Consider the following 12,775-nt stretch of genomic DNA (forward strand, 5'->3'; position numbering starts at 1 on the left):
GTCTCATGGCAGCGCGCGGTCGAACGTGACGGCATGTCGGGTCTACGTGCATCCAAGGTCCAACAGAACCGTCAGCGGCATGAACGGCTGAACCGCCGTCAAACCGCCTGAGTTCTTCCGTCCTCTGGCTTCGGCGGACCGGCGGGCAGCCCTTCTATCGTGATGTCAGTTTAACGCGAACCGCGCTCCACACGATGCACTTGGGTCTTTGAGGATGGCAGCTTAGCCTACAAGGGTTCGCCACTCGGGCAATGCGGCTGAGCGGTGTTCCTTGTAGGTCTCTCGATCGATTAGATGGCGTTGCAGGCTGAAGTGATTGTGGACGTTGGCGTGAACAGAGGTAAACTTTTGTAAGGTCTGCATCTGCCTGAACCTGAGCATCGCCCTTTCCCGTTGTCGGATGGCAAGTGCGAGTTCTCCAGCCGGTTGTTGGCCCAGTTCATCGCAGCACCTTAAGAGCGCAGACCATCCGTGGTGATCATCTCGGGCGAACTATGGCCCGTAAGTGCCTTCTTGATGAAGGTGAGCGCCGCAGCCTTGTCGCGAGCCCTGGCGACACAAATTTCCAGCACCTCGCCTCCCTGATCGACCGCGGGCCACAGGTAAACCATCTGGCCGTTCAGCTTCACGTACATCTCGTGCAGGTGTTAGCGCCAGTGGCGAAAGCCACGCATGCGGTCGACCCGCTTGCGCCGGACCTCGCCCGCGAACATCGGCCCGAACCTGTTCCGCAACAGCCGAACCGTCTCATGGCAGATGTCGATCGCGCGCTCGAACAGCAGGTCTTCCACGTTGCGCAGGCTCAGCGGAAAGCGCACGTACATCAGCACCACTAGCCGGATCACTTCAGGCGACGAGTTGAAGTAGCGAAACAGGTAAGCAGGATTGCGCGGACGTGGCATTGCACAGCCCTACCGTTTCCACCTTACCAGCAACTGCATTGCTTTGAAAGGGCCACCTTCTGCAATGCCAAGCGCACCGCCCGAACCTAGCCTGGCAAGCTCAGTGGTCGAGCGCGCGTGGCGCGAACCCACTGAAATACATCGGCCGTTAGAAGCTCGGCAGAACGCCGGATTAAACGACGCAACCCGTCAAACCCGGGGGCTTCGTCGCTAACGATCCTGCGTAGCTCGGCAAGGTGCGTTGCCAAGATGGCGTTTCGTTCAGCCGCCCCCGCGAAATCCCCCTGCATACGGATGCCGTAAATAGCGGCGCCGATCGCCGGCAGCGAGGCGCTCACGACCGTTATCCCCAGCGGCAGATTGTGCTCCGCCTCTCCCCCACCATGTGCCGAGAGCGTCCAGAAGACTTCAATGCCGAGCACGCCTGCACACACCAACGCCGTCACCGAGAACAGAGCACCGCCTAAGCGGTGCAACCGGTGCTCCAATCGGTGCATCCGATCGGACTCACGGCGGACGTACCCGATCTGATCGTCAAGCAGCGCCGCCAAGCTCGCGTGCGCTTCCGCGACATAGATATCGTCGATCTTAGCCGACGGGAGTTCGAGGCGTCGTGCGATTTCTCTTCGCTCCCGTTTTGCTCCATCCGCATCCTGCGCGTGTACGCCGCGGAGAAACAGGTCACCTAATTGGGCCGAGACGGCCAGACAGCGCAATTCCTCAGCTAGTGTGCGCTGCTCAATCCACCGATCGTGCCAGCCGGCCCGCGCGCCCCAACTCGTGATGAAGAGGATCATCGCAATCGATGCGAACTCCCCAGCAGCGAGCAGTGGCTTGACCGCGGTCGGCACGATCAGCCCGATCAGGGCCAGAGTGACGGCAAGAGCCGCAAGCACAAAGCTGCTGACGAAAGCGCTGCGAAACAGTTGCGCGGCAAGGCTTGCTTCGCAGTCTGCCGCATCGAACCGCGGCCAGAGCTGCGCGTGAATTCGCGCTAGCATCGCCGCCGGCGGCGCGGTGCTGGGCAGCCGCGACGCCGGGCAAGGACGGCGTAGGTCAGACAGCCGCAATCGCCGTACCCCAGTGACGGCAAGGAGAAGCGGATAGGCGATGCCGAACAGCGCCGGCACATACCGCATTTTCCAACGACGATCTGTGTCCGCGTCGGCTGGCATCGCGGAAGCTAGGCACGTCATCAAGTGGGGCAGGTCGTCCAAGCCTCCACGCGCCACGGTATCGATGGCTTCGGGACCGGAATCATGTCGGTTCAGTCCGCTCCAAAGAAGGCGCGGCGAATGCACCGCTTCGGGGTGGAGGATTAGCACGGGTATGGCGTGCGTCACGGCCTCGGCAACGATTTGAGCAGCTCCGCCGCGCCCACGCGGTGGCGCGCCATCCCAGACGGCAAGCAGGAGATCGCTCTGAGTTAGCACCACGCGGCCGGCACGCTCATATGCCGCAGCCTCACCTCCCGGTTCGTCGCGTTGACCCGGCAGTTCCAACACGTTCGTCGATCGATCAAGCAAGGCGCTTAGCTCCATCGCTCCACCGCGATCGAAATCGCGTGCATACTCCTCGCGCCCGAATGGCAAAACGGTGTCGAGCTGCCATCCGCGACCAAGCGCCGCGTTGGCCGTGGCCATATCCGCGCCCTCGGCCAAGCTACCGATCAACCGGAAACGGCTTCCCGGCGAAGCGGCAGACATCGCCGACATCACCTTGTCTACCTGCGCTTGCAACGCCGCGAGATCAACGTTGGCGAGCCGCTCCAAACGATGCCCGGTAATCCCAATCGCAATCGGCGCGTTGTCACCAGCCGAGCGCCCGGCAGGCCACATCGGCTCCGTCATTGTCGGCTCCTGCGCCTTGGCTCGCTTTCGCCCGCGCTCCGCGCAGCGTTCCAAGTCTCCCAGCGATCCATGAAGTGCGCCCCGTCTTCTCTATTCGACCGCAGATACGGTAAAGCCAACGTTGGCGCCCGCCAAGGGCCAGCGTTCGGGAAGGCGATGGTTCGCGGCCGCCAGGGATGAGAAGCGCCTCTTGAAGGGGCTGGCAACCGCACTGCGGCACGATGATCTCCCAATTACGCGAGCACCTCAGACCCTTTTCTTTGCTGGTCGCCAACAGGCTACTGTGCCATCCCTTACCCCCAACTGAGCCGGGGGGAGCGGGAAGCATGAGCCGCTACGCTGCTTTTATCAGCTATAGCCACTCCGACAATGTGGCAGCACGCCGGTTGCACCGAGCACTTGAAGGCTTTCGCGTACCTCGCGCGCTAACGAACACCGCGTCACCTTTCGGCCCCGTCCCTCGCCGACTGCCGCCGGTTTTTCGCGACCGAGATGAACTTCCAGCGAGCGGTGATCTAGGTACGGAGTTGCGCGCCGCCCTTGCAAATTCGCGCTTCCAAGTCGTGCTGTGCAGTCCAGCCGCAGCGCGGTCGCGCTGGGTGAATGAGGAGATACTGGCGTTCAAGCGTGTTCATGGGGAACACCGGACGTTGGCCGTGATCCTCTCCGGCGAGCCTTATGGCGGCGATCTCGAATGTTTCCCCCCTGCCCTTCGCTTCAAGCTTGGCCCAGAAGGCGATTTGGGCACCGAGCCCGCTGAGCCGATCGCAGCGGATTTGCGCCCCGGCAAAGATGGCCGGCGGCTGGCAGTGCTGAAGCTCGTTGCCGGGATCGCGGGGGTGCCGCTCGATGCACTTGCTCGTCGGGACGCAGCACGACGACAACGACGACTTCTGGCTATCGCGGTTATATCGCTGACCATTGCGGTCGTCACCATCGGTCTGGCGATCTACGCGGAGGGGCAGCGGCGCATCGCCGAGCGGCAGCGGCGCTTGGCAGACCGGAGCCTGGAATTCTTAGTTGGGACGTTCGCCGTCGCCAATCCGGCAACGGAGAACCCCCGCACCATTACTGCCCTGACGATACTGCAGCGCGCCAGCCGGGGTGCCGCCACGGGCCTGAACGACGAACCTGCGGTTAGTGCGCGGCTGCTGGGCGCGACCGGTGAGATCTATGCCAACCTCGGGCTCGCGCGTGAAGCTCAACACGACCTAAGGCTGGCGTTACGCCGTCTGCCGCGCGGAACGGAGCGCGCGGGTGTATGGCTAAGATTGGCGCGGCTCGCCTACGAACGCAATGACCCTGCCGCGATGGCGCGCGCGATCGACTCGGCGCGCGCTAGTTATGGCCCGAGTGAGCCCGATGCTCGGCACCGAGACGCAGAGGTGGTCTACGAGCAGGGTCGTGCTGCGGTGTTGGCCGGCCGCTATGAGCAAGCTGCAAAACTGCTAGGTGAGGCGGCACGACAGTTCGCTGTTTTGAACGGGGACAATCGTGCAGAAATTGGCCGCGCGTTGATAAATCAGGCTACTGCGCTGATCCAGCTGCGCCGAAATGATGAAGCAGATGAGATCTACGCTGCCGCCGTCGCAATTACTGCCAAAAAGTTCGGATGGAACCACCTTCTAACCGCCAACGCAATTCGCAATCAGGCGCTATCCGACTTGGAGGCAGGTCGGCTGGGCATCGCAGACCGGCGCATCGATCAGGCGCTTGCCATCTACGATCGCGTACTCGACCCCGACCATCCCTTCAAAGCCGCCGCGCTCATCCTCAAAGGCCGCATCCTCATCGGTGCGCGTGAGCCCGAGCCGGCTTTGGAAGCGCTTTATCGCGCGCGCGCTATGTTCGCACGCATGTACGGCCCGAACAATTCATCCGTTGCTGACGCCGACTTCTATGCCGCCGAGGCGGAGGGTGTCGCAGGCCGCCCAGACGCCGCGCTGGCTCGGGCTGCCCGGGTCAAGACGATCTACGACCGGCAATACGGCCCCGACGATCCCGATCAAGCCGAGTTGCTGGCCCTTCGATCGCGTATACTTTTGGCGGCAAACCGCGCGGAACAAGCGAGCCGTGCCTGCGATGCCGCCGTAGCTCTTCGCATGCGTCTGAATCCGTATGATCCTGGGGCGGGCTCGCGACGCGACTGTGCTCCTCTTCACGCCGCCCGACCTTTATCGAGTAGTTAAGTTGGTGTATACCTGCCCAATTCAGGGGGGATTTCATGCACGTACGAACGAAGGCACCGACGCGAGCAAAGCGCCTGACGAGCTTACTGGCAAGAGGGATAACCGGGGTCGCCCTACTCTGCACCACGACGCAAGCGCAAGCAGCCATCTTCGAGACGGTTCGGGTGAACAACAGTCGGGCCTTTTTTTTCGACACCGGCTATCCAGGGCTCGATCAAGCTGGCTCGCGCGAGCAAGTTTTCTTGCCGGCACCTAACGGTGACGGCACTATAGCCGAGCTTGGTATCGACCTCGTAGGTGAAGCATCCTCAGGAAGCTTTTTCTTTCTCCACAATAACTACTGCGTTGGGTTATGTTCCACCGCATCACGCACCATGATAACTTTCACTTTAAGGAACGACGGGCCGGCTGCTGAAAATCTGCGATTCGATTCGTTGATCACGCCAGGTCACCTCGCTCGGCTCGGCAGCACTCCGGGCAATGCAGGATTCACCTTTCGGGTCAGCCAAACTGTGGCCAATTTCAATACTATACTCTATTCGGCCAACGGACAGGTGACGGCAGACGGGATAGAACTGTTCACCTCCGACGGGCGAGCTTTCAATGGACTGAACAGGGTCGATTCCCCGTTTGGGTCGGCGTTGGACTGGGGCGCGACCGATCTCAATCTCAATTTGCTGACGATCGGTGCAGGCCAGACCTCGTATGTCACCTATGAGGCGCAATATCAGTCAGAAATGAGTGATAACTGTACTAATCTGCAGGCCTGCAGCGGTGTGCAGGTAGCATTTGGCGACCCCCGACAAAACGGCGGCGGCACTAGCCGGCAGAGTGCCCTTGTGGTCGACCCTGCGCGCGACATCATCAATCGTGATTATGCTTCATTCGAGTTGCCAACCAGCTTCGTGGACGCGTCCTCCCCGCTTCCACCACGCCAAGAGTTGCCAGCCCCGCTTTCCTACAGCGGCGGTTTCACGCCAATTGCCGTTCCTGCGGTGCCGGAGCCTGCCACCTGGATGCTGCTGATCATGGGTTTCGGTTTGATCGGTTGCCAAATGCGCGGCAGGAGACTGTCGAACGGTGGCAGAGCTGATCCAGCGGCAATGAGAATCATGTTGTCAGTTTGACGGGGGACGTTCTCTACGAGGCCAGCGTCAGGGCGTGGAGAAGTACGTGACATGTGAACAGCTAGTTCGTGATCTAATAAGGGTAGAGTCAGGAGATGACGCGGTGTCATGCGGCTCGCCTGTAGGGCTCACCAGACAACCCGTTTATATCCCCTGCTCATCGAACCGGACATGCGGATCTCCCTGCATCCGGCTCTCGGACAAAGCGTCACGCCCTCGCCCACGGCGCACCCCGACCAAGCTGAGTAAGACGTACGAGCCCGCACTGCTCGTAGAGGTGCTGAGGTAGATAGGCTCCCGCCCCCTTGCCGGCTTTCCCATGCTTGCGCGGAAGCCACCGACGCAGCCGCATCACCGTGTAGCTATCGATCGCGCGATACGCCCTGCGCGTGGTGCCTACCGAAAAGTAGTTAGTCCATCCGCGCAGCGCCCGGTTGATCTTGCCCACCAGCACTGTGGCATCCTGCCATGTAGACCTTCGCTCGGTGAGCGCGTGGATGGTCTCCACAGCCCGTTTGATGTTCTTCTTCGACGGCCAATGGCCCATGTAGCCTCGTCCCGTCCCGCCGAGTACATCCGCCTGAAGGTATAGCCCACGAAGTCGAACGTCTCCTCCGGCACCTTGCAGATGCGGGTCTTCTCCTCGTTCACTGTCAGCCCCAGCTTGCCCATCAGCTTGCGCATGTGATCGAGCGCAGCTTCCGCATTGCCCTTCGTACACAGGATGACGAGGTCGTCGGCGTGAGTGACGAGCCGAGCGCCAAGGCCTTGCCCAAGGCCAAGCTTCCGCCCCCAACACAAACCGGCGCATGTATAAATTGGCTAAGGGTGAGATGGGTGATCCCTGCGGGATGCCGCGTCGCTGATCCCGGGCCGCCGTCGTCCGTGTCTTCCGACCCCGGTTGTCGGTGTCTTCGACAGCACAGTCCAACCACTGCCTGATCAGTGCACGAGGGAGCGTCAGCACAGTACTTCAGCTTGACCTGCTGAGCGTTCGAGCGGCCACCGCCCCAGATAACGACGACAGGAGCTCTGACCGCTCCCCGGCCCGGCCGGAGGCGGTGACAGCTAGGGTCAGGACCTATTAAGTTGCTTGCGGCGGCTTGGCTGAGCTGATTCAAGGTGCGGCGGAGGTGCTGCATGGACGAGCTGCTTTGGCTGAGCGAGGCGCAGATGCGGCGGATTGAGCCGTTCTTTCCGCGGTCGCATGGTGTTCCGCGCGTGGACGACCGCCGCGTTTTGAGCGGCATGTTGTTCGTGATCCGCAACGGGCTGCGCTGGCGCGACGCGCCGGGCGGCTACGGCCCGCACAAGACAATCTACAACCGCTTCATCCGTTGGAGCCGGATGGGCGTGTTCGACCGCATCTTTGCCGAGCTCGCCAAGGGCGGGGACGGCGACCAGCTGATGATCGACGCCACCCACCTCAAGGCGCACCGCACCGCCGCAAGCCTGCTCAAAAAGGGGCTCTACCCCGCTGCATTGGGCGCAGCCGCGGCGGCTTGACCAGCAAGCTTCACGCGGTATGCGATGGCCAAGGCCGCCCCATCCTGCTCCGCCTGTCGGCCGGACAAACCAGCGACTACAAGGGCGCAGCGATGATGATCGACGCCCTGCCGGCGGCCAGAACCATGCTCGCCGACCGCGCTTACGACGCCCGCTGGTTCCGCCAGGCTCTCGCCGATCGCGGGATCACGCCCTGCATCCCGCCGCACGCCTCACGTAAGATCCAGCACAGCTACGATCGCACCCTCTACAAACAGCGCCATCGCATCGAGAACATGTTCGCACGGCTGAAAGACTGGAGCCGCATCCACACCCGCTACGACAGATGCGCCCACACCTTCCTCTCAGCCATCACACTCGCAGCCACGTTCCTCTTCTGGCTCAATGAGTCCCAAGCTCCGCCGAGCTTCCTCAGTTCGCGAGCTTACCTAACCCAATCTCGTTCCGGCGCTGCATCGCAGCATTGCAGCACATGCTTTCGAGGAACTTCGGCAAGGAAGACAACGTGCGTGCCGGAACGTGAGGCCACTGATGCCTTGATCGAAGCTCATTGTTCGGCAGCCCAGCGCGAATCCACGAATCGGAAGCCAAGGTGAAGTTGGCAGCACCGGCATAAGTATGATTTCAAATTTAGCGCCCCTTCGTTTCCGGATCGAGCAAGAGGTTCCGGCAGAACAATCCATTCGTCGTGACCAATCTTCGCTTCATCGAGTATAGTTAGGCACCGCGACAATCTGCGACAAAGAAGATTAACGGGATCTCATGAGACGGCGCTCACATTAACGGCAAATGAACAAGAGCAACGGCTGGTTGCTATACTCTTTCGTGCAAACAGCGAACCGAGAGCGTGAACTTACTCATACCGTCGAGTTCGTGGATTTTAGATAATAGCTAAAACATGCTCATCAATGAAGCGTCATTGTTCCAATGTTACTCGTCGTTAACTCACTCTGTTAACCAGCCGCATCAATGCTGCCTTACTGAAAAATGTCGCACACTGCAGGTACAACGCGTCGCACTCGCCGGGGGTATCGATGACTTTCCAAATGCTCGATCACAGAGCTCCAACGTCTCTCTACGAGCGGATCTTGAGTCCACCGTATGAGGATCTGCCAGGGCGTTTGGCCTCCGGTCCAAGGCGACGGTTGACGCTCTCCATTGCCCAGACTGTCGAGGACCGCCTGGCGGCTGAGTCGTTGCTCAACCGACGCTACGAGTGGCGTGGGTACGGTTCGGACCACAAGGTAGGTGGCAGCCCGTATCAGACTACTTTTCTTGCCCACCTGGGGCCAAACCTTGCCGGCACCATCACTCTTGGTGTTGACAACCAGGCCGGGCTAGCAGTTGATTCCCTCTTCGAAGCTGAGATCGACGAATATAGAAAGGTGCCTGGGGCTAAGGTCTGTGAACTCACCAGGTTTGCTTTTGAGAGATGCGATAGGAGAGACAGCAACAGCCTTCTCGCTTGTCTCTTTCATGCTGTATATCTTTACGGCATCGACGGCCACCAAGGCACCGACCTTTTCATAGAAGTGAACCCACGCCATCGGCGGTTCTACGAGGCTATGCTCGGCTTTGAGCCAATTGGTGAGCTGCGCATGAACCCCACGGTAGATGCGCCATCCCAATTGATGTGGATCAGCGTCTCGGACATAGCTGCGCAGATCCAGGCGCTTCGCTCTGCCAAGGCGACGCGCAAGCATTCGCTGTACTCATACTTCCTTTCGGAAGCTGAGGAGACGAGGGTCAGGAGCCGTCTGGCGTTGCGCCGCGAGCATAGAGCGCTCAGCACACTTTTCGAGGCTCGCTAAGCCACGGCCCTCCCCGGCCAAAGAGGCTTGTGGAAGCTGGACGCCTCGAAACCTGTGGCGTCTGAGGGCCTGAGCTGATTCACTGCCGTGGCACGGCAATGGAGGCAGAGATTGTTGGGCAGCCCGGTTTCTTTGATCTTCCGGACCGGTACGAGGCTCTGAGCGCGGCGCGCGATCCGCTGGAGCGACTAGCGGCAGTGGTCGACTTTGAAGTTTTCCCGCGGACCTCTCGTTGCGGCATTGCGCCGCAGCCCTCGTGGCAAGGGTGGGCGGCCGCCGTTCGACCCGGTGGTCATGTTCAACGTATGGCCCGCCCCTCTGCAAGAGGTTTCGGATGACTGCTGATCGGTCTGCCTCAACGTATACGGCATATCGGCCACGCGGCCGTCGCCAAGATGGAGAGTCGCACATTCCTGGCCTTTAAAAAGATCCTCGGCATCGATGTGCCATTGAACATCTCAGGCTTGGGAATGCCGGTAACCGTCAGGCCATCTGTTCAGCCTCCTGCAGATTTCTTCACATCGCTCCGCCTCAGGTAGCGACTAGGCCCTATGCCGCTGCCAGTTGCTCGTGAGCGAAGTCGATGTCGCGTCGCATCGTGGCCCAAGCAAGCCTAGCAAGCTTGTTAGCCAATGCGACGACCGCCACGTTGTAGTGCGCGCGCGCGAGCAGTTTGCGGAGCCATTCCCCTAACGCCGTCTTGCTTTTCGACAGGGTGTGCATGGTCGCTCTGGCGCCATGTATCAGGAGCGTTCTTAGATAGGTATTGCCTCGTTTGCTAATTCCGAGAAGCTTCGGCTTTCCACCGGTCGTGCTTTGCCTCGGGACCAAGCCAATCCAGGCAGCAAGGTCTCGTGCATGGTCGAAGTTCGCTCCTTTGCCGACCGCGGCGATCATCGCAGTGGCTGTGAGAGGCTCGATACCCGGCACGGAGGACAAACGGCGGGCAGCTGGCTCTGCGCGCGCCATTTCGGAAAATTCGCGATCGAGCGCTGCAATGCGTTGATCAATCTCCTGCCACTCGCCTCGAACTTCAACGACGAGCTGGCGGATACGACCTTCTGGAAGAGCGCCAGCTTCAGCGAGAAGCCCATCAATGGCGCGCTCGAAGGTTCGGCGTCCTTGGGGTACCGTTGTACCGCGCTCGAGAAGGATCGCCCGTAATTGATTGATCAGCGCTGTGCGGACTCCAACGAGACGGGAACGGACCCTGTGAAGGGATTGGATATCGAGCTGCTCTTGAGACTTCAGTTCGACAAACCGCATCGTCGGGCGCGTTGCTGCTTCTGCGATCGCCTCGGCATCACGATCATCGTTCTTTTGCGCCTTAACGTACGGGCGAACATATTCTGGTGGCATAAGCTTGGTCGTGTGGCCTTGAGCGATCAACTGTCGCCCGAGATAATGAGCGCCGCAACAAGCCTCCATTGCGATGACGCAGGGTGCCAGTTTTTCGGTGAAGCGCGGAATAGAAGCTGGTCGCATCCGCCGCCGCAGTACCACACGCCCATCGGCATCCAGTCCTACCAAGCTGCAGCTATTCTTACCAAGATCGATACCAAGTGTCGCGACATCCATAACCTCACCTCCTTCGTCGGTACCTGCCTCATGATAGATACATCAAAGCGCTGAGTTGGGGCGGGCCATCCCATAAGATCCTGGTCCTCCAGGCGCTCTACTCGCTGTCGGATGAAGGCACCGAGTTCCAGATCAAGGACCGGCTTTCGTTCCACCGCATCCTTGGCCTTGGCCTCGACGGCACGGTGCCGGATGCAACGACAGTATGGCTGTTCCGCGAGCGCCTGGTGAAAGCCAAGGCAATCGACAAGCTCTTCGCCCGCTTCGATGCCGCACTGACGGACCGAGGATATCTCGCCATGGGCGGCCAGATCATCGATGCCACCGTGGTGCCGGCGCCTAAGCAGCGCAACACCGAGGAGGAGAAGGCGGCGATCAGAGACGGTCGGATTCCCGATCGCTGGAAGGACAAGCCAGCCAAGCTCCGCCAGAAGGATCGGGACGGGCGCTGGAGCGTCAAATATACCAAGGCCAAGGTGAAAGACGGCGCTGACCCCAAGGCGTTCAAGCCGGTCGACCTTGCCATCCCGATGTTCGGGCACAACAACCACATAGACATCGACCGCACCCATGGCCTGTTCGCACCTGGGATGCCAGCGCCGCCAATGCTCACGATGGCGCAAGGCTGCCGGTTTTGATCAGCCCTGACAACACAGCCTCGTGCACGTATCAAGATCGGCATGGCCAACCTCGCCTACAACATCCAGCGGCTCGCCTGGCTCGAGGGACGTACTGCGCCCGCGTGATGCACATGCGGCCCTGGAGGCCCGCCAACTTTCACACAACCCGCCCAAGAACCTACCCGATCACGCTTCCAACGCTGGCGTGATCACCCGCCTCTCGTAGTTCCCGCCTCGAACCGGTAGTTCTTCGAAGTGTCTAGCTTGTCGTCAGTTTTTAGCGATGATGTCGCTTGCGCGATCGGTAAGGAACGAACATTTAGGACCCTGCGTTAACAAACATCACGTAGATAGGGACCGGCGGACAACGCTTCGGAACGCAAGAAGGTGACACTGTCAGTCGAGCTCAGTAGCTAGAGCCCGGACGATGCCGTACATCGGATAGCTAAAGACGGTCGGTCAATCACGCCGGCGAGGGCATATGCAGAGCATAACGGGGGGATCCTTAGCCATCGGTAAAGAAGCAATCACCACAAGTTTGGGCGGCTTCGAAGATGGTGTACAAGGGTTATGGGCCTTCGTGGCAAGCTCAGCCTTGAAGCCCCGAGATCTTATTTATCGCGGTACACTTACACTTCAAGCTGGTCGAATCCTCGGAGGTCACTCACATCGCGCATACGCGGGGACCTATCGAACGAACGGCCAGGTGATCAACTTGCGCCTCGAAACTTGGCTTTGGAACCGCTGTCTGACAGCCCAAGCTTGTTTGGGGTGGGTCCAAGCTCCCCAGATGTTTACCTTTGCGAAGCTGCCATCGACCCAGTGTTCATGTCCGGCGAGATGACTTCCGGAGCGGCGCCCGGGCTGAAGCTCACCGCCGCATTCATGAAGATCCGCGACCTCGACGGTGCTTACTGAGAAGGTTCCTGCTCAGGATTCCTTCTCGTCGGCTCCGTAGCTTTGATACTTACATTGGCAGCCATTACGATTGTTGCACTGCTGCAATGGGATCGGCTCTGCCAAGCCTATCGGTATGCGCCCACGGTCCAACTTCAACGCCTCACTGCACGGTTCGCCTGTTGCACTGCGAGGTACGAAGAGCACGACCTCGACCCCTTTAGCCGCGAGTGAGTCCAGAACGCCCGTCTTTTTGCTAACTTCAGCAGAACGATGACGAGGTTTTTTCCACAAG

The 12,775-nt window shown here is 60.2% G+C and carries 6 protein-coding genes and 4 pseudogenes; 6 read left to right on the forward strand and 4 right to left on the reverse strand.

The window, feature by feature from the left end; all coding sequences use genetic code 11:
• Nucleotides 1-222: 222 nt before the first annotated feature.
• Nucleotides 223-902, reverse strand: a pseudogene (locus HNO88_RS23190) (IS6 family transposase).
• Between the two features lie 86 nt (nt 903-988).
• On the reverse strand, nt 989-2,752 hold the full coding sequence (locus HNO88_RS19345; protein WP_184249729.1) for a DUF4231 domain-containing protein: 1,764 nt from the start codon (nt 2,750-2,752) through the stop codon (nt 989-991).
• 326 nt (nt 2,753-3,078) lie between these two features.
• On the opposite strand from HNO88_RS19345, the gene HNO88_RS19350 reads away from it, so the two are divergent.
• Nucleotides 3,079-4,941, forward strand: a complete 1,863-nt coding sequence (locus tag HNO88_RS19350; protein WP_184249732.1) for a toll/interleukin-1 receptor domain-containing protein — start codon at nt 3,079-3,081, stop codon at nt 4,939-4,941.
• 35 nt (nt 4,942-4,976) lie between these two features.
• The gene (locus HNO88_RS19355; protein WP_184249735.1) at nt 4,977-6,068 is read left to right on the forward strand and encodes a PEPxxWA-CTERM sorting domain-containing protein; all 1,092 of its coding nucleotides are present in this window, start codon (nt 4,977-4,979) and stop codon (nt 6,066-6,068) included.
• A 208-nt stretch (nt 6,069-6,276) separates the two neighbouring features.
• Here HNO88_RS19355 and HNO88_RS23055 read toward each other — a convergent pair whose 3' ends face one another.
• Nucleotides 6,277-6,879, reverse strand: coding sequence for a group II intron maturase-specific domain-containing protein (locus tag HNO88_RS23055; RefSeq protein WP_376768788.1), 603 nt, complete (start codon nt 6,877-6,879; stop codon nt 6,277-6,279).
• A 329-nt stretch (nt 6,880-7,208) separates the two neighbouring features.
• Here HNO88_RS23055 and HNO88_RS19365 point away from each other — a divergent pair.
• The 3 genes and pseudogenes from HNO88_RS19365 to HNO88_RS19375 all read left to right on the forward strand — a co-directional run.
• Nucleotides 7,209-7,957 (forward strand): annotated as a pseudogene (locus tag HNO88_RS19365) (IS5 family transposase); the annotation flags it as partial.
• Between the two features lie 762 nt (nt 7,958-8,719).
• Nucleotides 8,720-9,385 (forward strand): N-acyl amino acid synthase FeeM domain-containing protein, encoded by a 666-nt coding sequence (locus HNO88_RS19370; protein ID WP_184249738.1) that lies wholly within the window; start codon nt 8,720-8,722, stop codon nt 9,383-9,385.
• Between the two features lie 110 nt (nt 9,386-9,495).
• Nucleotides 9,496-9,691: pseudogene (locus HNO88_RS19375) on the forward strand (transposase); the annotation flags it as partial.
• A gap of 243 nt (nt 9,692-9,934) precedes the next feature.
• Here the strand turns inward: HNO88_RS19375 and HNO88_RS19380 are convergent.
• Nucleotides 9,935-10,963, reverse strand: coding sequence for an IS110 family RNA-guided transposase (locus tag HNO88_RS19380; RefSeq protein ID WP_184249741.1), 1,029 nt, complete (start codon nt 10,961-10,963; stop codon nt 9,935-9,937).
• A gap of 74 nt (nt 10,964-11,037) precedes the next feature.
• Between HNO88_RS19380 and HNO88_RS19385 the strand changes: the two are divergent.
• Nucleotides 11,038-11,732: pseudogene (locus tag HNO88_RS19385) on the forward strand (transposase); the annotation flags it as partial.
• Nucleotides 11,733-12,775: the final 1,043 nt, after the last annotated feature.

Origin of the sequence: Novosphingobium chloroacetimidivorans, assembly GCF_014204535.1 — a bacterium.
Lineage (GTDB): Bacteria > Pseudomonadota > Alphaproteobacteria > Sphingomonadales > Sphingomonadaceae > Novosphingobium > Novosphingobium chloroacetimidivorans.

Excerpts from the sequence above, each read along its gene's own strand:
- HNO88_RS19355 (WP_184249735.1), top strand. The coding sequence starts at position 4,977 with ATGCACGTACGAACGAAGGCACCGACGCGAGCAAAGCGCCTGACGAGC.
- HNO88_RS19345 (WP_184249729.1), bottom strand. The coding sequence starts at position 2,752 with ATGACGGAGCCGATGTGGCCTGCCGGGCGCTCGGCTGGTGACAACGCG.
- HNO88_RS23055 (WP_376768788.1), bottom strand. The coding sequence starts at position 6,879 with ATGCGCCGGTTTGTGTTGGGGGCGGAAGCTTGGCCTTGGGCAAGGCCT.
- HNO88_RS19350 (WP_184249732.1), top strand. The coding sequence starts at position 3,079 with ATGAGCCGCTACGCTGCTTTTATCAGCTATAGCCACTCCGACAATGTG.
- HNO88_RS19380 (WP_184249741.1), bottom strand. The coding sequence starts at position 10,963 with ATGGATGTCGCGACACTTGGTATCGATCTTGGTAAGAATAGCTGCAGC.